The organism is Cobetia sp. PS-4MA (assembly GCF_057670765.1).
This window is the reverse complement of the sequence record NZ_CM173107.1, coordinates 3,769,023-3,787,863: the sequence shown is the minus strand read 5'-3', so window position 1 is coordinate 3,787,863 and position 18,841 is coordinate 3,769,023. Positions and strand designations below refer to the sequence as shown.

Annotated in this window: 17 protein-coding genes; 3 read left to right on the top strand and 14 right to left on the bottom strand. The window is 64.7% G+C overall.

Annotated elements, in window-relative coordinates:
• Positions 1 to 296: 296 nt before the first annotated feature.
• Entirely contained in the window at positions 297 to 2,135 is a 1,839-nt protein-coding gene (locus tag AC26AR_RS15930; protein ID WP_488107324.1) for a putative bifunctional diguanylate cyclase/phosphodiesterase, read from the top strand.
• Positions 2,136 to 2,156: 21 nt separating this feature from the next.
• On the opposite strand, the gene AC26AR_RS15925 is transcribed toward AC26AR_RS15930, so the two are convergent.
• The 10 genes from AC26AR_RS15925 to AC26AR_RS15880 all read right to left on the bottom strand — a co-directional run bounded on the left by AC26AR_RS15925 (position 2,157) and on the right by AC26AR_RS15880 (position 12,061).
• Complete coding sequence (locus AC26AR_RS15925) at positions 2,157 to 2,681, bottom strand: DUF2878 domain-containing protein (RefSeq protein WP_488107323.1); 525 nt, start codon at positions 2,679 to 2,681, stop codon at positions 2,157 to 2,159.
• Between the two features lie 2 nt (positions 2,682 to 2,683).
• Positions 2,684 to 3,967, bottom strand: a complete 1,284-nt coding sequence (locus AC26AR_RS15920; protein ID WP_488107322.1) for a class I SAM-dependent methyltransferase — start codon at positions 3,965 to 3,967, stop codon at positions 2,684 to 2,686.
• 10 nt (positions 3,968 to 3,977) lie between these two features.
• Positions 3,978 to 4,808, bottom strand: coding sequence for a DUF1365 domain-containing protein (locus AC26AR_RS15915; RefSeq protein ID WP_077373383.1), 831 nt, complete (start codon positions 4,806 to 4,808; stop codon positions 3,978 to 3,980).
• Positions 4,805 to 6,151, bottom strand: a complete 1,347-nt coding sequence (locus tag AC26AR_RS15910) for an NAD(P)/FAD-dependent oxidoreductase (protein WP_488107321.1) — start codon at positions 6,149 to 6,151, stop codon at positions 4,805 to 4,807. Before AC26AR_RS15910 ends, AC26AR_RS15915 begins: the two co-directional genes overlap by 4 nt.
• Positions 6,152 to 6,225: 74 nt before the next feature.
• Positions 6,226 to 7,026: an SDR family NAD(P)-dependent oxidoreductase gene (locus AC26AR_RS15905; protein WP_488107320.1), complete on the bottom strand. Its 801-nt coding sequence runs from the start codon at positions 7,024 to 7,026 to the stop codon at positions 6,226 to 6,228.
• An 86-nt stretch (positions 7,027 to 7,112) separates the two neighbouring features.
• A complete protein-coding gene (locus AC26AR_RS15900) occupies positions 7,113 to 7,688 on the bottom strand; it encodes a nuclear transport factor 2 family protein (RefSeq protein ID WP_488107319.1) in 576 nt (191 codons plus the stop codon).
• Positions 7,685 to 9,235: a deoxyribodipyrimidine photo-lyase gene (phrB, locus tag AC26AR_RS15895; RefSeq protein ID WP_488107318.1), complete on the bottom strand. Its 1,551-nt coding sequence runs from the start codon at positions 9,233 to 9,235 to the stop codon at positions 7,685 to 7,687. The genes AC26AR_RS15900 and phrB overlap by 4 nt, the downstream gene beginning before the upstream one ends.
• 51 nt (positions 9,236 to 9,286) lie before the next feature.
• A complete protein-coding gene (locus AC26AR_RS15890) occupies positions 9,287 to 10,198 on the bottom strand; it encodes a MerR family transcriptional regulator (protein ID WP_077373395.1) in 912 nt (303 codons plus the stop codon).
• 272 nt (positions 10,199 to 10,470) lie between these two features.
• Complete coding sequence (locus AC26AR_RS15885) at positions 10,471 to 10,857, bottom strand: sirohydrochlorin chelatase (RefSeq protein ID WP_488107317.1); 387 nt, start codon at positions 10,855 to 10,857, stop codon at positions 10,471 to 10,473.
• A 52-nt stretch (positions 10,858 to 10,909) separates the two neighbouring features.
• Positions 10,910 to 12,061, bottom strand: a complete 1,152-nt coding sequence (locus AC26AR_RS15880; RefSeq protein ID WP_176503966.1) for an NAD(P)/FAD-dependent oxidoreductase — start codon at positions 12,059 to 12,061, stop codon at positions 10,910 to 10,912.
• Positions 12,062 to 12,220: 159 nt separating this feature from the next.
• Between AC26AR_RS15880 and AC26AR_RS15875 the strand changes: the two genes are divergently transcribed.
• Complete coding sequence (locus AC26AR_RS15875) at positions 12,221 to 13,153, top strand: TIGR01777 family oxidoreductase (RefSeq protein WP_077373400.1); 933 nt, start codon at positions 12,221 to 12,223, stop codon at positions 13,151 to 13,153.
• Between the two features lie 79 nt (positions 13,154 to 13,232).
• On the opposite strand, the gene AC26AR_RS15870 is transcribed toward AC26AR_RS15875, so the two are convergent.
• The 3 genes from AC26AR_RS15870 to AC26AR_RS15860 all read right to left on the bottom strand — a co-directional run bounded on the left by AC26AR_RS15870 (position 13,233) and on the right by AC26AR_RS15860 (position 18,147).
• Positions 13,233 to 13,997: a pseudouridine synthase gene (locus AC26AR_RS15870; protein WP_488107316.1), complete on the bottom strand. Its 765-nt coding sequence runs from the start codon at positions 13,995 to 13,997 to the stop codon at positions 13,233 to 13,235.
• Between the two features lie 166 nt (positions 13,998 to 14,163).
• Positions 14,164 to 17,106, bottom strand: a complete 2,943-nt coding sequence (rapA, locus tag AC26AR_RS15865; RefSeq protein ID WP_077373406.1) for an RNA polymerase-associated protein RapA — start codon at positions 17,104 to 17,106, stop codon at positions 14,164 to 14,166.
• Between the two features lie 183 nt (positions 17,107 to 17,289).
• A complete protein-coding gene (locus AC26AR_RS15860) occupies positions 17,290 to 18,147 on the bottom strand; it encodes a prolipoprotein diacylglyceryl transferase family protein (protein WP_488107315.1) in 858 nt (285 codons plus the stop codon).
• A 177-nt stretch (positions 18,148 to 18,324) separates the two neighbouring features.
• On the opposite strand from AC26AR_RS15860, the gene AC26AR_RS15855 reads away from it, so the two are divergent.
• Entirely contained in the window at positions 18,325 to 18,585 is a 261-nt protein-coding gene (locus tag AC26AR_RS15855; RefSeq protein ID WP_077373412.1) for a hypothetical protein, read from the top strand.
• Positions 18,586 to 18,599: 14 nt separating this feature from the next.
• Here AC26AR_RS15855 and AC26AR_RS15850 read toward each other — a convergent pair whose 3' ends face one another.
• Entirely contained in the window at positions 18,600 to 18,830 is a 231-nt protein-coding gene (locus AC26AR_RS15850; protein WP_077373415.1) for a hypothetical protein, read from the bottom strand.
• Positions 18,831 to 18,841: the final 11 nt, after the last annotated feature.

Sequence of the window (18,841 nt, the reverse complement as noted above, 5' to 3'; positions counted from 1 at the left end):
CCGAGTAGCGGGATGGTTATGCCGTACGGGGCGTAACAACGCCCGAATGGGGCTAGTCTAATGGCTGGCCCCACTGAATGCACGTGGGGGGCAGACTAAAGGGCACCATGGGGCGGTGCAAATATCTGCTTCAGCTTTTGGCGTGCCAGTCGATAAGACGATGGGTGTCAGCGGGCTGGCATGACATTTCCGTGGAGAATGGGCAGCATTGGTGCGCGGGCCAGCCTGGCTGTGAAGTGGCCATTTGCATGATGAAACCGTGTAGTGGATATCGTCATCTCGACCGAGGGTCCGGTATGTGGCCGAATGCTTCCTTCAATCGCCCCCTCATCTGGGGGGGAGTCATTGCCCTGTGCCTGATGCCGTGGCTGCCAGACCTCGAACTGCGACTGTGCGCGCTGATACCGGTCATCCTGGCAGGCGCGGACATCCTGCGGTTGATGCGCCGACTGCATCTGCGGCGTGAGTTGCTGGAGGCGGCCGTGCACCTCAGCAGCGATGGACTCCTGATCAGTGATAGTCAGAACAAGGTATTGGCGGTGAATGCCGCCTTCAGTCGGATCACCGGCTACGCGCCGGAGGAGATCATCGGGCGCAACCCTTCCCTGCTGTCCTCGGGCCGCCATGACGAGGGCTTCTATCGCCGCTATTGGCAGGCCCTGGCGGTGCATGGCTATTGGGAGGGCGAGGTCTGGAACCGGCGCAAGCAGGGCGATGAGTACCCTGAGTGGCTAAGGGCGCGACGCATGGAGCGCGCGGGAGAGGTGTTCCACATCGCGCTGTTCTCGGATATCTCGCGCCATAAGGCGCGGGAGGAAGACCTGCAGCGCATCGGGCTGGAGGACACTCTGACCGGCCTGCCCAATCGACGTCGTCTGAGTGACCTGATGGTGAGTCGTCTGGGCAGCTTGCGGGCCGGGGAAGCCCTGGACCTGGCGCTGATCGACATCGATGCCCTCAAGAGCATCAACGACTCGCTGGGCACCGAGGGGGGAGACCGTCTGCTCAAGCTGTTCGCGCGGCGCCTCACGGAGCTGGCACGCGGCGGTGTCGCAGGACGCATCGGCGGTGACGAGTTCGTGATTCTGCGAACCACGGCGGGGGGAGACCACGGTGAGTGGATCGAAGAGCTGCGCTCGACGCTGACCCAGCCACTGGAAGTGGACGATCAGATTCTCCACCTGGCGCTCTCGATCGGCAGCTGTCGTGCACCGGAGGACGGGCGTGATCCCGAAGTGGTGATGCAGCGCCTGGAAAGCGCGCTCTACGCCGCCAAGCGCCACGGTCGCAATATCGACATGCGCTTCCAGCCGGCACTGGATTCCGGTGCCGATCTCCAGCTGGGATTGGCCAACGATCTACGGGCAGCGCTCGAGAGCCATGGCCAGTTGCAGCTGCACTACCAGTGTCAGCATCAGGCCAGTACCGGCAAGGTGAGCAGTGTCGAGGCGCTGCTGCGCTGGCAGCATCCATTGCGTGGGCCGGTGTCGCCTGCTGACTTCGTCCCGCTGGCCGAGCGCCATGGCCTGATGCTGCGACTGGGCAACTGGGTGCTGCGCGAGGCCGTGCAGCAGCAGGCGAACTGGCGACGTGCGGGACACCGCCTGTGCATCTGGGTGAATGTCTCGGCACTGCAGCTGATACAGGGCAATTTTGAGGCCTCGCTGGCCGCGCTGCTGCTGGAGTATGACGTGCCGGCGGACAGCATCGGCCTGGAGTTGACCGAGTCGGTGTTGCTGGATGAGCGCGCCGGTGACATCTCGCGCCGGCTGGCGACCCTGCGCAGCAGAGGCCACCAGATCGCGGTGGATGATTTCGGGACCGGTTATTCGTCGCTGTCCTATCTGAAGGATCTGCCAGTGGACAAGCTCAAGCTGGATCGGGCCTTCATTCGCAGCTTGCCGGGGGAGCGCTCCGATGCGGCCATCACCATGGCGGTATTGGCGATGGCCAAGGGGCTGGGCATGGAGATGATCGCGGAGGGTGTCGAGACGGCAGAGCAGCGTGAATACCTGGTATCGCACGGTTGTGGCTGGATTCAGGGCTTCTACTTCTCCCGTCCCGCGCCGGCGGCGGACGTCATCGAGCGTCTCAATGGCTATGAATCCGGCCAGTTGTCCATGGCCATGGCCTGAAGCCGCCTCGATGCACGGACATCATGTGCCTGGCTGGGCCAGCTTCCAGCGCGAGATGGCCAGGCATAGCCCGCCCCAGATGAGGGCCTGTGCCGGCAACAGCCAATCGACGAGCGTGACGTCAGCGAGCTGAGCGCCGCCGTAATAGGACAGGGGCGCGCTTGTCGCCCCGCCGATGGCGGCGAGCCATGGGCGCTGCCATAGCCAGTGCAATGCATGATGTACGGTACTGGCGAACAGCGGCCACAGGCACCACATCCACACGGGCAGCGGCAGCCAGTGTGTCCAGTCCGGCGCGGTGGCTGGCAGCGAGTAGCCACCGGCCAGGGTCAGACCGCCGTCCACCACCATGCCCAGTGCCAGAAAGCCCCCCAGCCATCGCAGCTCTCGTACGCGCCGGGCCTGTGGGACGACCCAGCCCAGATGCGCGGCCAGAATGAGCGGGGTGACCAGCAGTGCGACCCAGGCGCCCCCCAGCACGCAACTGAACCAGCCAAGCTGAAACAGCCCGGCATTCAGCAGTGGGGTGATGCGTGGAGAGAGCACGTTCAGGCGTTCCAGTCCTTGAGTCCCATCTGCACCGGGCGGGCGCCAGGGCCTCCCAGCAGCAGCTGACAGGTGCCGATGGTGCGCTCCCGGAAGCCCCCTTCACAGTAGGCCAGGTAGTAGCGCCACATCCGCACGAAGCGTTCGTCATACCCCTGTGCATAGACATCGTCGAGGCGTGCCTCGAAACGCTGCCCCCACGCCTTGAGCGTGGCCGCGTAATGCAGGCCGATATCCTCGAGTGTCAGCAGGTTCAGCTGGGTATCACGTTGCATGGCACCCAGTATGGCGCCATGTGAGGGCAGGAAGCCGCCCGGGAAGATGTAGCGCTTGATGAAATCCATCTCGCGGCTGGCGGCCGCGAAACGCTGATCACGGATCGTGATGGCCTGCAGGGCGATCAGGCCTTCGGGCTTGAGGAGTCGCTCGAGAGTCTTCAGGTAGGTCGGCAGATACTGATGCCCGACCGCCTCGATCATCTCCACCGAGACGATACGGTCGAAGCGGCCCTCGAGGGCACGATAATCCTGCTTGAGCAGCGTGATGCGGTCTTCCAGTCCTTCCTCGGCGATGCGTGCCGCCGTGTAGGCATGCTGCTCATCGGAGATGGTAGTGGTGGTCACGTGACAGCCGCGCGTTCGGACAGCATGGATGGCAAGGCCGCCCCAGCCGGTACCGATCTCCAGCAGATGATGCTGTGGCCCCAGCTCCAGCAGGTCGAACAGTCGCTCCAGCTTGTGCGTCGAGGCTTCCTCGAGGTCTGCCTCGGGATGCGGAAAGACCGCCGCGGAGTACATGCGGTGCTCGCGATCGAGGAACAGCGCGAAGAGGTCGTTGCCAAGATCGTAGTGCGCCGAGATATTGCGCTTCGAGCCCGCCAGGGTATTGCGCGCCAGCGCGTAGGCGACACTCAGCGCCCACTTGGAAAGGCGCGATGTCCCGCTGTCCACCGAGTCATTGACCTGTTCCAGATTGAAGGCGAACAGACGCACCAGCCCCACCAGATCATCCGTCTCCCACTGACCGTCCATGTAGGCTTCCGCCGCCGCGACGGTGCCCCCCAGTGCCATGCGCCGCCAGGCGCGCGAATCGTGGATGCGCAGCGTGATGTCACGTGGCCCCCCTTGCCCCAGCACATGGCGCTCACGACCTTCCAGCACGGTCAGGCTGCCGCCCTCGAGTCTGTCGAGCATGCGCAGCAGCCGAGGGCGCAGCAGGCGGGTCAGGCGGTCATCGTGACGGGGGATTGCCACCGGACTGGGGGGAACGGGTTCAAACTGGCTCATGGTGATGTCCTCATGACGGATGCCGAGTCTCTGGCTGAGGGCGCGGATGATCGAAGATCGGCACGCGCTTGAGCGCCAGACGCAGCGCCTCGTAATGGATGCCTGCCACGGTCTTGAGTGTCATCCACGGAAAGCGCAGCAGCAGGCGGGTCATGGCGCGTGGAGTCGCGGGTTCCAGATGCAGGCTCAGGCTGGCATCGAAGAGTGATTCCCCGGGCTTGCGTGTCACTTCCTCGCCCAGTGGATGATTTTCCATGTGCAACAGGAGCTCATCGTTGCTGGGGTCATTGAAGCGCCAGTGATAGCGCATGCCCATCGGCATGAAGGGAGAGACATGCAGGCGCTTGTCGAAATGCGCCGAATGCATGCGCCGTCGCGAATCGGTGCGCGAGGCATACAGCACACGCTCGCCCCAGGGAATGTTGGTCACCTCACCGAGCACGGCGCCCAGCTGGCCCGTCGCGTGGTAGAGGTAATAGAGTCGGATCGGATTGAAGCCCACCCCGAAATGCCGCAGCTGGGTCAGCAGGAAGATGCGGCCTTGCGGCAGGGGCGCATGATCGCCCGCCATGGCGAGCTCGCGTCGACAAGCCTCATGGACACGCTCGATCAATGGGCCATCCGTCAGACCGTGCAGGGCTGCCGGGAGATGGTCGCGCTCGCGAAAGGCCAGCGGTGCCGCCCGGCTGGCGCTTGCCAGACGCCGGCCTGCCATCAGGTCCGGCAGCTCATCCAGCGCCAGCCACGCCATCGCGACGCGATAGCGAAAGGCATGCTGGCGCGGCGCATGGCGACGATGGCGCAGCGTGCCGTAGCCGATACGGCTGGCGGGCGCCTTCAATCGTCTGCCTCGCGGGCACCCAGTGCCTCGGCGACGCGCAATGCACTCCACACGCCATCTTCATGGAAGCCGTTGCGCCACCAGGCACCACAGAAATGGGTGCGTCCCACCGGGCCACCAGGCCGTGGCGAGACACCGGAGATCTCCATGAAGCGCTGCTTGGCGGCCTCGGCCTCAAGCGTGAAGCGCGGGTGATCATAGGCGTAACGGCCCAGTACGAGGGCGGGGTCGATGGCATCGCTGTCGTTGAGCGTGATGCAGAAGGTCTCTCGAGGCGGATAGTCGCGCTCATCGAGGCGCTGCAGGATGTTCATGTCGTAGGTGACGCTGGCTCGCTGGGCGTCATCCCGGCCATCGAGACGGTAGTTCCAGCTCGCCCAGGCCTCACGACGCCTGGGCAGCAGGGAGGTGTCGGTGTGCATCACCACGTCATTGCGCTGGGTCGTGATCGCCGAGAGCACGTCCTGCTCACAGGCGCTGGCGTCTTTCAGCAGAGCCAGTGCCTGAGGCGCATGACAGGCCAGCACCACCTGATCGAAGCGTTCGCAGCGCCCATCGACGTGCTCCAGTGTCACGCCGTCGACATCGCGCCGTATCTGGCGGATCTCGCTGTTGAGGTGAATGCGCTCGGCATAGCCCTCGGTCAGCGGGGCGATGTAGCTGCGTGACCCACCGATCAGCGTGAACCACTGGGGACGATCGTTGATCGACAGCAGGCCGTGATGGCGGAAGAAGCGCACGAAGAACTGCAGCGGGAAGCGCTCGATGTCCGCGATGCTGGCGGACCAGATCGCCGCGCCCATCGGCAGCAGATAATGCTCACGAAACACCTGTGAGTAGCCGTTGGCGTCGAGATAGCTGCCCAGGGTCGCGTCCTCGGCGAGCCTGCCGCTGTCCAGGTCCGCCGCGGCCTGCTGATTGAAGCGCAGGATGTCACGCAGCAGTCGATAGAAGCGCGGGCGCAACAGGTTGCGTTTCTGGGCGAACAACGACATCAGCGTATGGCCGTTGTACTCGAAGTCCTCGGCGGTGGTGTGTACCGAGAAGCTCATCTCGGTGGGCTGATAGGCGACATCGAGACGCTCCAGCAGGCGCTGGAAGTGGGGATAGGTGCGGTCGTTGAAGACGATGAATCCGGTATCGATGGCCCATTCGCTGCCATCGGCGGTCTGCACGTCCATGGTCGCAGTGTGGCCGCCGAGACGCTCGGCCGACTCGAAGACATGCACCTCGTGGTGACGACTGAGGTAGTAGGCCGCTGCCATGCCGCTGATGCCGCTGCCGATGACGGCGATCCGCTGGCGGGGAAGAGGAGCTGTTGCCTGTGACGTCGTTGTATTCATGCCACTCCAGAGAAGGAAGACCTGCGATCAAGAAACATGCTGTTCGTGGCAGGCATCCGCCTGCCTGATGTCGGTCAATCTCGCGTCATGCGCAGTCCGATCTGGCGGCGCAATGTCGTCGGTAGAATGCCCAGCAGCTTCACCAGCAGCGTGAAGCGCCTGGGGAAGTGGATATCGAGCCGGTGACGCGCCAGCCCTGACACGATCGCCTCGACGGCCTGATCGACCGTGACCTGCATCGGCATCGGGAAGTCATTGCGCTCGGTCAGCGGTGTCTTGACGAAGCCCGGATGAATCACGCTGACATCGATCCCCTGGGCATCCAGGTCCAGCCGCAGCGACTCGAGGAAGTAGCTCACTGCAGCCTTGGAAGCTCCGTAGGCTTCGGCGCGTGGCAGCGGCAGGTAGGCCGAGGCACTCGACACCGCCGCCAGCTGTGGCCGCTCTCCCCCCTGCGCGGCAGCCGTGCGAAGCAGGGGCAGCGCGCTCTCGATCACATCCACGGCTGCCTGGAAATTGGTGGCGAAGACTCGGTGAACCAGGTCGGCCTCGAAATCACGTGCATCCAGATATTCGCAGGTACCTGCGTTGAGGAGCATCAGGTCGAGTCCACCGAAGTCTTCCTCGATCTGTCGTGCGGCCGTGCGGATGGCATCACGGTCGGTGAGATCCAGCGTGATCACCAGTGCATCACCGGGGCCTTGTTCGGCGTCGGCCGCGATGGCCTTCAGCTTGTCGGTGGAGCGTGCGCTCAGCACGACACGATGCCCATCGGCCAGCAGGCGACGCGCCAGCCCTTCACCGATCCCGGAGCTGGCACCGGTCAACCAGATGCGCTTGCGTGTCGTGGCTGGGGGCCTGGCTTGACTGGGCATTCTCTCTCCTTGGCGTGTTCGCCTGTCGCGATGAGCGCACCGCTTGACTGTCGGTGGGGGATGTCATCTGCGTGCCTGGGGGCACATCAGTCCATGCGTCGCTTGAGCAGCCTGATCACCTTGCCCAGCAACGGCACCTGCTCGTAGAGCAGCTCGCCGGCATCGAAGAAGTCACGGTGCCGACATACCTTGCCGTGTCGGAATTCGAGGCGTGAGGCACCTTCCACCACGATATCGCTGCCGCCGTTCAGGCGCGGATGGCGATAGGTCATCGTCCAGCTCAACCATGCCAGTCCCTGCTCCGCGCTCTCCCACGTGTCCGGTGCCTCATGCGACGTGGCCGCCGGCTCTGGCCGAGTCGGGCCCAGCGGATGATGAAACACGAAATCAATCGATGAGACATTCGTGTACAACCCTGAGAAATACTGGTTGAGCGCTTCGAGGCCCTGAACTTCGTGCAGAGGATCGCGAAAAACGACATCGTCACTATAGACTGATTTCAGCAGCTCTGTAGAGGTTTTGTCCAGCTTTTCGTAAAGGCGACAGACCCGAACCAGCGCCGGGCTCATCTCGGGGGGCAGCGATTGCATGGTTGTGCTCCTGACGTCGAGACAATGAAAAAGCGGCCCGCTGGAGATCAGCAGGCCGCCTGGCAGGGTCATTCGCTTCTGGTGAGCGCCTTGAAGGCATCGAGGGCTCGCTGGCGGGCGGCCTTGTGGTCGACGATCGGGCGCGGGTAGCCACAGGCATGGCAGTCGTCAGCCGTGGGCTGGTGACGACGCTTGGCGGGAAGTTCGGCCAGCTCAGGCACGAAGCTTGCGATGAAGTCGCCGTCCTTGTCGAAGCGTTGCCCCTGGGTGGTGGGGTTGAAGATGCGGAAATAGGGCGCGGCATCGGTGCCGGTCGAGGCGGCCCACTGCCAGCCGCCATTGTTGGCCCCCAATTCACCATCCACCAGGTGCGCCAGGAAGTAGGCCTCACCACGGCGCCAGTCGATCAACAGGTGCTTGGTGAGGAACATGGCCGTCACCATGCGCAGGCGATTGTGCATCCAGCCGGTCTCGACCAGCTGGCGCATGGCGGCATCGACGATGGGGTAGCCGGTACGGCCTTCGCACCAGGCGGCGAAGCCTGCGTCATCATCGCGCCATTGCAGGGCTTCGGTATGGCGCTGGAAGGGACGGTGGCGATTGACGCGCGGAAAGCCGACCAGGATGTGCTGGTAGAACTCGCGCCAGATCAGCTCGTTGACCCAGGTGGTCAGACCGACATCACCGTCGGCGAGACTGCCGTTTTCCGCCAATACCGCCGCGTAGCACTGTCGAGCCGAGATCATGCCGAGCGCCAGATAGGGGGACAGTTCGCTGGTGCCGCGCGTGGCGGGCAGGTCGCGCTGCTCGTGGTAGCGGCGCGCCCGGAAGGTCATGAAGCGCTCCAGGCGCTCCTGGGCGGCATCCTCGCCGGCAGGCCATCGCTCCGCCTCCAGCGGCTCGCTCGGCCCATGTTCCACGTCGACGCTATGCGTGTCGGGAAGCGCGGGAATGGCGTCTCCCGAAATCTCGCGTCCCTCGGCGTCTCGGGGCGCATTCTGCACCGCGGGAGCCTCGTTGAGCGCCAGACGCCGCGCGTCGATCTCCTTGTGCCAGCGCTTGGAGAAGGGTGTGAAGACGCCGTAATAATCGCCCTTGCCGGTCAGCAGTTCGCCGGGCGTGAAGGCGAGCATGTCAGTGTAGCGATGCAGGCGGATGTCGCTGTCGGCCAGGCGCGCGCGGACGAGTCTGTCGCGTTCGCGCTCATTGACGGCGTACTCGTCATTGAAGTGCAGCGCCTGGGCGCCAAGTTGCGTGCACAGCGTGGCCAGCGCTTCGGGTACTTCCGCGAAGGTGTCGCAGTCGAGGACCTTGAGCGGGATGTGATGGCCGGCGAGTGCCTGCTGCAGGACGTGCAGACCGCGACGCAGGAAGTCGAGCTTGTTGGCACCATGACCATGGGTCATCCACTGGGCGTAGCAGGGGATGACCACCGCCACCACCGGGCCGCGTGCGGCCGCTTGCGAGAGGGCGGTATTGTCATGCACGCGCAGGTCGCTTCGCAGCCACACGAGCTGCAGAGGCTGTCGGCTCGCATCGGAGTCAGCCCCGGATTCGGTGTCCGTACCGGGAGACCGTGAGGCGGTGGAAGTGCGGGATGTGGGAGAAGGGGCAGGCATGAAAGCTCCTTTGCGGTCGAAAATGTGCATCGCGCAGGAGCTTCGGGAGGATCAACGAGCCAGCAAGGACCTCAGGCGGACCACCGCTTGAACGGGGTCGGCCCCGAGACCTTCCAGGGGCCCGTCCACCAGCTCCTGCTGGCGAATCTGGGCGGCCGGGCCAGCGATGGCCAACGGCACGGAGAGTTGTTCTGCCACCCGCGGCAACTGGCGGCGCATGACATCGCTGCGCTCGGCCTGAGTGCCGACCAGGATCACGGCCTGCGCCTGGAATCGCTCAGCGGCCAGTGGCAGCTCGGCCAGGGGCAGCGGGCCATCCAGCAGGCTGACGTGATAACCGGCATCGCTGGCGACCAGCGCCAGCAGCAGCAGCCAGCTCAATCCCGGTTCATCCGGCAGGCGCGTCAGAGTGATGTGCGGGGCATGGCGCTCCTGATTCGCGAACATCAGGCGGGCGCCGATACGTGAGCGCAGGAAGCTCTCGAGGAAACATTGTGCCAATCGGGCCCCGAAGGTCGTGGTGCCACGCTCCTCCAGCTGCTCGACCACCGGCTTCCACAGGCGTTCGACCACACTGTTGACCGGATACAGCGCCAGACTCTGGTTGTAGAGCTCCGCCAGCCGAGACTCATCCTGGGCGTCGATGGCGGCCATGATCAGTTGCTGCTGGCCGCCCCAGCTGCCTTCATCCGGCATCGGCGCCGTCTCTGGCTGGGGCTGATCCAGCAGCTCCCGCACCTGACTGACGGGCACGCCCCTGTTGAGCCACTGCAGGATGTGCTCGATGCGCTCGATGTCCTCGCGGGCATACAGGCGATGTCCCTTGGGCGTACGGCGCGGTTCGATCAACCCGTAGCGGCGCTCCCAGGCTCTCAACGTGACCGAATTGACGCCGGTCAGGCGTGAGACTTCACGGATCGGAAACAGGGGCGAGCTGGCAGTTTCCGTGGCCTTGTCAGTCATGGATGGTGTTACCTCTGCGGTGACGAGGCATCCCGGATGAAGCACGAAGGGGAACGAAGCACAGAAGTGGGAACTGAAGCATTCGAAGCGCTGCGGGATGCCGGCAATGCATCTTGTGCATTAGCTGTACATGTGGGGCTCAGGATGGCGCAGCCGCCTCGGCCTGACAAGTGGCATCACGCGTCAATTCACGTCGCATATTCGACGCGCAGGCCTGAAGGTGGCATCGCAGAGCCTTTCCGGTTCGCAGTCTCTCTCGGGTCATCGGGTCATCATGCGTTGTCCTGTTGCTCCACAATCTCGATCAAGGCCTCGACAAACGCTGGATGGGCACCCACCGGGTCCAGCAACGTGATCGGACAATCCGGATGCTGCTGGCGGGATGTCTCGAGCATGGCGGGGACGTCTTCGCGCAGATGGCGGCCCGCCGCAAAGAACAGCGGCAGGATGTCGATACGCGCCGCACCGTCTGCCGCCAGGGCGGCGATGGTGTCGGTCAGCAGCGGGTCACACAGTTCCATGTAGGCCAGACGTGTCGGGCGCTTCAGGCGACTGGCGAGCGAGGTCTCGAGTGCCTCGAAGGGCTCGCGCCAGCGTGGATCACGCGAGCCATGCGCCAGCAGGATCAAGGCATCATCCTGGTGTTCCGTCTTGCTCATGAGGGCTTCCTGTCATGGGGGGATCGTGGGTCAGTTCTCTGAACTCGCGGGCTCATGAGTTCAGCGCGTCAGCCAGTCGCTCTGCCGCTTCGCGTCCTGACAGCCAGGCATCTTCGACTCGCGGTCCTTTCAGTGCATCGCCCGCCAGGCTCAGACCGTGCTGGCTCATCGGCGAGGCGGGCATTGCCTGAGGTGCGCAGCGGGTCGGATGAGCATAGCGCCAGCGATGGGCCGTGAGCGATACCTTGCCTTCACTCCAGTCCTCGCCAAGCGCCTGGATCTCGGGCAGTGCCGTGAAGGCTTGCCAGAGTGCCGCGCAGATGTCCTCAGGCGAGTCTTCCAGGTGAGTCTGGCTCCAGCCGGCGGTGGCCAGCAGGCTCAGGGTCTCGCGAGCCCCCGAGGGGGGCTGGCGGCCGGGGCGCGAATGCTGTCGCATCACGCAGCGCAGTGGGGCGTCATCTCCGCGACTGACCAGCAGCCCCTGCCAGTCCTCGATGCCTGCCAGGGCCGGCAGCGGTGTCTCCAATGCGGCCATCACGGTCCAGGTGGGTGCCATCTCGATCCGCGAGAGCAGGGCGCTCAGCTCGGGCGCCAGAGAGTGTGGAGTCTGTTGCGCCGAGGCCGGCACGTTGCCTTCAGCGTCGGTGCCGGCGTCATTCAGCAGAGCACGGGCCTGAGGGGCCGGGGCGGTGATCATCACATGATCAAAGGGACCATGCCGCTCGCCGTCCCGGTCCTCAAGCTGCCAGCGAACCTTGCCGCCCGCCGCTTCATCGCGGATCAGGCGTGTGATGCGCAGGCGAGTGTGCAGGGTGGCATTGACCGGCAGCTCCTCGCTCAGGTGGCGGCTCAGGGCGCTCATGCGCGGACTGGCCACATAGCGGGCAGAATCATCGCGAAGCCGCTGCCATTCCTGCGTGTCAGACGCTGTCTTGCCCAGACGCAGCAACCTGTCACCCCAGGGGGCGACGATACCGTCTGCCCGCCATGTCTCGAGTGCTGACTGGAAGCGCGGATCACGCGCGGTGAAATACTGAGCGCCGATGTCGAGGGGGCCGTGGGGAGTGCGCCGACTGGCCAGACGCCCGCCCGGGCCGCGTCCCTTCTCGAAGATCGTCACCGCGTGACCCTGCGCTGCCAGGTACGAAGCAGCAGAGAGACCGGCGATACCGGCACCGATGATGGCGATGGACGATACTGACATCAGGCAGGGCTCCTGCTGGGGAAGATGGACCGGGAGGATGCAGCATGAAATGACGCCGGCATCCCTTGAAGTTAACTTCTTGTGCAGGATTGTACAATAAAGGTATAGATTCATGGCAAGAGTTGGCACACTCGATGCTTCATCGCCGAGGAGGACAGCATGCGAATCTTGATCACGGGGGCAACGGGATTTGTCGGGCAGGCACTCTGCCGCTCACTGGCCGCGGCCGGGCATGAGCTGGCAGTGGTGTCACGTCGTCCGGAGCGGGCCGAGCGGCAGTTCGCCGAACTGGGCATCACCCTGAAGGCGGCGGATTCGGCGCTGATGTTCAAGGACTGGCAGCCACAGGGCATCGTCAATCTGGCGGGGGAATCGATTGCCGGGAGGCGCTGGAGCGAGGATCACAAGCAAGAGCTGCGTCGCTCGCGGCTGGAAACCACCGAGCATCTGGTGCTGCTGTGTCAGCAACTGGCGGCTGAGGGGCAGGCTCCCCAGGTGATGGTATCCGGTTCGGCGATGGGGTATTACGGCGCGCAGCCCAAGGCGGGCGAGCCGGGTGATGTCGAGATCGACGAGCAGGCAACGCCTCACGATGACTTCAATCATCGCCTGTGTCGCGACTGGGAAGCGGCCGCCATGCCAGTCTCGGACTGTGGTGTTCGCCTGGCGATCATCCGCATCGGTCTGGTGATGGAAGCGGATGGCGGAACGCTCGCCAAGTTGTTGACGCCCTTCAAGTTCGGCTTGGGTGGGCGTCTCGGCGATGGCCGTCACTACATGCCGTGGATCCACCGCCATGATCTGATCCGCATCATCGAGCGTCTGCTGGAGGATGAGGACTTGAGTGGGGCCTTCAATGCCAGTGCACCGCATCCGGTCACCAACATGGGCTTTACCCACGCCTTGGCGCGCGGTCTGGGGCGCCCAGCGATCCTGCCGCTGCCGGCCAAGGCCCTCAAGCTGGGGTTGGGAGAGATGAGCACGCTATTGCTGGAGGGCGCCCGCATGGTGCCGGCGCGCCTGCTGGCCGCAGGCTTCACCTTCGACTACCCGACCCTCGACGTGGCCTTCGCCGACATTCTGAGAAAGTGAAGGCCTGGTCTGATGCTGCAGGACTTGCCCCTGGTGGCTAGAGCTTGGTGGCTAGAGCCTCTTGGCCAGAACCTGGCGGCTAGAACGGCAGCGGAGCGTTCAGCACCAGCGATGGCGCGTCACTGCCTGTCGCTGACGGAATCACCAGCTGTGCGGCATGCAGCAGCAGGCGAGGGCTGGCATTCAGTGCCGCCCCGCGTGCATAGAAGCCATCACCGATGATGGGATGGCCGAGCGCCAGCATATGCAGGCGCAGCTGATGCGAGCGCCCGGTATGAGGTGTCAGCAGGACACGGCTGGCGGCGAGGGTCTGAGGCGAGCCATCCGGGCGCTGGCCATCGAGCATCAGGTGACGCTCGACTTGATAGTGCGTCAGTGCCGGTTTGCCATGGAGGAAGTCGACGATCTGCCGCGGTCTGCGCGGCCAGTCACAGCGCAGCGGCAGGGCGATGCTGCCCTCGTCGGGCGTGAGATGCCCTGCCACCACGGCCACGTAGCGTTTCTCGAGGGTGCGCGACTGGAAGAGGCGCGACAGCCGCCGCTGTCCCTCGACATTGCGCGCCACCAGCAGCACCCCGGAAGTTGCCACATCCAGCCGATGCACGGCACGGGAGTCCTCGCTCAACCGGCACAAGCGCGAATGGACGCTGTCGAAGCGTGAAGGGTCGCGGCCCGGTACCGAGGGCAGCTCGGCCGGCTTGTCGATCGCCCACCAGTCATCGCCTGCCGCCAGCAGCGTCAGCCCCACTCCCTCGACACGCGCGACCTCCTCGGCAAGGCGTTGTCCCTGCCAGCCATGCTCGGTCGTGGTGTCGGGTCGGCTTTCTGGATGTGATGTCGCCATGACGGTGCTCTAGGGTGGTAGGGATTGGACGGTCAGGCCCAAGAATAACGCTTTCGGCGACTCACAATGAAAAGCGCCCCACTTGCCGATGGCAGGTGGGGCGCTTTTCTTGCGTCATCGGCAAGCCGTGACGTCAGGGGCTACCTGACGTCACGTCGCGGGCAGATCAACGTTCGTGAGCATCCACGGTGACGATGACGCGCACGCTGTCCAGACGCAGACGCGTGGTCTCGATGGCGCCATCGAGAGCGGCACGCTCCTGGCGCAACGCTTCCAGCTCTTCCTCGCGCACCGACGGGTTGTGGCTGGCCAATGCTTCGAGGCGGGCGAGCTCAGCACTGAGCTGCTCACGCATCTGCTGCTGGGCCTGCTCGACGATGCTCGGCAGTTCGCGCTCGGCTTCCTGCTCGGCGTCGCTCATCAGCTTGCGCAGTGTCGCGTGGCTCTGCTTGATCAGATCACGTGCGACCGCCTTCTTGACCGGCTTGAGGTTCTTGGCCAGCCCGCCGAAGGAGACCTTGTCGGACAGGTTGCTGCCGTTTTCATCCAGCAGCACCCGGATGGCGGTCGGTGGCAGGAAGCGACCCAGGCGCAAGCCGCGCGGTGCGGTGGACTGGGTGCGGAACACCACTTCCGTCATCAGGCGACCGCCCGGGATCGCCGGGTGCTTGAGCAGTGCCAGCGCGGTGTTGCCCATGGAGCCATCGATGATGCGCACCAGCATCTCGCGGACCAGCGGGTGCTCCCACGACAGATGCTGGACATCTTCGCGTGACAGCGCCGTGGCGCGGTCGCTGGTGACGCTGAAGCCTTCCTCGCCCTTCACCAGCCCCGGCAGGCCGTCGAGCATGTGCGGGCCTGGTGCCAGGTAGGTGATGCCATCGCCGAGGTCCCGGCTCTCGATACCGAAGATGTCGAAGGCGCGCTCCAGGTAGCCCGGCAGCGCCTTGTCGTTGTCCAGTGTCTCGATGGCGGCGATGACTTCCGCGGCGCGCTCGTGACGACAGGCATTGAGTTCCAGCAGACGGTTGCGACCGGACTGGCGCTCGGCTTGCAGGGCGTCGAAGCGTTCGCGGGTCTGCTCGATGATGCTGTCGATCTCTTCGCTGTCGAGCAGGGCTTCTTCCAGCTCGTCACCGAACTGGGAATACAGCTCGCTGCCGATGCCGTGGGGCGCACTGAAGGCGTCCATGCCATCGCGGTACCAGCGCAGCAGCTGGGCGCCCGGTGAGCCTTCGAAGACCGGTACGTGGATCTCGATCGGGAACTGCTGGCCGATGCGGTCCAGACGCCCGATGCGCTGCTCGAGCTGGTCCGGATGCACCGGCAGGTCGAACATCACCAGGTGGTGGCAGAACTGGAAATTACGGCCTTCCGAGCCGATTTCCGAGCACACCAGCAGTTGCACGCCTTCTTCCTCGGAGGCAAAGGCGGCGGCGGCGCGATCACGCTCGACCAGGCTCATGCCCTCATGGAAGACCGGTGCATGCACGCCGCCCAGCACGCGCAGACCTTCGGACAGCTCACGCGCGGTATCGGCGGTGTGACAGATCACCAGCGCCTTCTCGTTGCCGAGGTCGGTCAGGGTTTCCAGCAGCCACATGACGCGCGGGTCGATCTGCCACCAGGGCTCGGCGTTCATGCGGTCATCGGGCAGGGCGCGGTACATCTCGTCGAGGAACAGCACCACCTCGGGGTGGTTCATGCCGGTCTCGATCAGCAGGTCATCGAGGTAGTCCTCGTCACGCTCCAGCTTGCGCACCACACGCCGGTAGGAGGAGGGCAACTCCAGCTCGTGGACGTGCAGACGACGCTCGGGGAAGCCTTCGACGTGGGTGCGCGAGTTGCGGAACATCACGCGGCCGGTGCCGTGGCGGTCGAGCAGCTGGTCACGCAGCTGACGACGGGCGCTGTCGCGCTGGGCGTCATCGCTGTCGCTGTCCATCAGGGTCTCGAGCAGGGCGCGGCTGTCGCCGTCATCCAGCACGGCGGTCAGGCTGTCCAGGCCGCTGGTGTCAGTCGGCAGGGCATCCAGGCTGTCGATGGCCGAGGCCACGGCGACGTAACCCTCTTCCTCGGCCTTGAAGCGCTCCAGGTCGTGGTAGCGCTCCGGGTCGAGCAGGCGCAGGCGCGCGAAGTGGCTCTCGAGCCCCATCTGCTCCGGTGTGGCGGTCAGCAGCAGCACACCGGCGGTCTGGCGGGCGAGTGATTCGACGCAGGCATAGCCCGGGCCGACCTTGTCTTCGCTCCAGTCGAGGTGGTGGGCTTCATCGACGATCAGCATGTCCCAGTCGCAGGCGGCAGCCTGGACCTGACGCGACGGGTTGGCGAACAGCCAGTCCTGGCTGGCCAGAATGATCTGGTTGCCTTCGAAGGGGTTGCGCGTGCCGTGGGCCTTGCATTGCTCTTCATCGAGCAGCGAGACATCCAGCGCAAAGCGGCGCAGCATCTCGACCAGCCACTGGTGGGTCAGGCTCGCCGGTACCAGGATCAGGGCGCGACGGGCACGACCGCTGAGCAGCAGGCGATGCAGGATCAGGCCGGCTTCGATGGTCTTGCCCAGGCCGACTTCATCGGCCAGCAGCACGCGCGGTGCGTGACGGCGCGAGACCTCATCGGCGATGTACAGCTGGTGCGGTACCAGGTCGACCTTGGGGCCGGAGAGGCCCAGCGCGGGGCTCTGCTCGACACGATGGAAGTGGCGCAGGGTGCGGTAACGCAGGTCGAACCAGTCATTGCGGTCGACCTGGCCGGTCAGCAGGCGGTCACGGGCCTGGTTGAACTGCATCTTGTCGTTGAGGCGTGCCTCGGGAAGCTCGAGCAGCTCGCCGGCGCTTTCGCCTTCACGTTCACAGATGTAGAGGATCTGGCCGCGCACTTCCTTGGAATCATCGACGATCAGCCATTCGCCATCGTCGGACTGGATGCGGTCGCCATTGCCGAAGGCGACTCGGGTCAGGGGCGCCTCGCGGAGGCTGTAGGTGCGGGTTTCTTCGCTGGCGGCAAAGAGGACGGTAACCGTGCGGAAATCGACATTGAGGATCGTGCCAAGGCCGAGATCGGCCTCACCATCACTGATCCAGCGCTGACCGGGAATGAAGTCGCTCATGATGCCTCGGGGTAGGACAAAGACGGGAATCGGGAATACAGGGGCGCGGTATCTTACCGGATCACGCGCCGTGGCTTAAGCGCCTTTTGTCCTTGTGAGGCGTCTTTGTCCTCTCGTGTCATCACTGGGCGTGGTGCACCCATGGCATGAGGCCTTCTCTCATGATTTGGGGGAGAGTGTCCGTCACGATCCAGACGGGGGCATCAGCGCCTGCAGCTGGGCGCGGCTCAGCTCGCCGATGTGGCGTTCGATCAGGCGGCCTTCGCCATCGAATATCAGGGTGGCAGGCAGGCCCTGTGCGTCGGCGAGCCCCATCAGCTGCATGGCGGGGTCCAGCAGGGCGTACTCCAGCGTGAGTCGCTCACTCTTGAGGAAACGAGTGACCGCGAGCGCCTGTTCGCCCTGATTGGCCAGCACCACGGTGACATCCGGCCGGGCGTCCACCTCGGCCAGCAGCGGCATCTCCCGGCGGCAGGGCGGGCACCAGGTAGCCCACAGATTGACGATCACGCGCTGATTGCGGACCTCATCCAGCGACACCGGGCGGCGATCCAGATGATGCAGGGTGATCGACGGCATGCGCTCGATGGAATGCGTGCTGCCCAGCGGGTCGAGCTGCTTGAGGCCGAGGAAAGCGGTCAGGCCCAGAGTCAGACTGCCCAGCGCGATGACCTGGCGAATCGCGCCATGCCGGCGCAACAGCCACAGGCTGGCCAGGGTCGCGGCCAGCATGCCGCCGAGCAGGTGGTAGCCCGGTTGCCACAGCTTGAGAATATCCAGCGGTGTCTGCTGATAACTTGCCCAGTGCAGGGCGACGTAAGTGAGGCGCGCACCGATCACCCAGCTGACCAGCATGCGATTGAACCAGCGCGAGGGGCTCAGCGATGGAGAGTCGTGAGCGGGCGCGGTCGCGCCCCTGGCGTGCATGCGCGCCAGTAGACGAATCAGCAGCGAGAACTCGATCAGCATCACCAGGGCTGCCACGAAGGCATAGAGGCGTTCGACGGAAATCAGGGCAGGGCCCAGAGCGATGGCATCCATGCGGTTATCCTTTGGCGGTGTCCGGGAAGGGGCATTCGAGTCAGCAATACCTGTCGAGCGGCGCTTGGCCGGCGCTGCAGTCGCGAGGCTCGAGTATGCGATAATCGACGGACTTCGACATCCACGCCTCGCGCGCTGAGCATTGCTCTGTCGCCGAGGACGCTTCAGGGATATCCCATGCTTTCACATCATTATGACCGTAGCCGTGCGATCGCCGTTGCCAGTCAGGCCGCCGGCCTTATCGCCATCGTCGCGCTGGAAACCTGGCTGGGGGATGCCGCCCGCCCGTGGCAGGGGCTGGTGTTCGCCCTGATGCTTGCCTGTGGACTGGGGCTGGCGCTGCGCAGTTACTACCTCAAGCAAAAGGCCCGCCGCGACCGAGAACGTGCTGGTCGCGAGCGGGCCCGCAAGGCGAGTGACACCTGGATGTCCGATTGACGCAGGTGAGCGACTCAGTAGCTCTGCAGTCGGTAGCCTTCACGCTCCATGCAGTACTTCAGCAGCGTCTGTTTCTCGTTGTCTGACTTGTCCGTCAGGCCAAGTTCGTACTGGCAGCCGGCCCAGGTGTTGTGAGCCTCCGTGCTGTTGGCACCGGGCTTCTCCCATTGGGTACGGGTGGAGGCGCAGGCGGAGAGCAGGGAGGTGAGCAGCAGGGACAGCATGGCAAGGCGCAGTGTGTGCATGTGGCATCCTG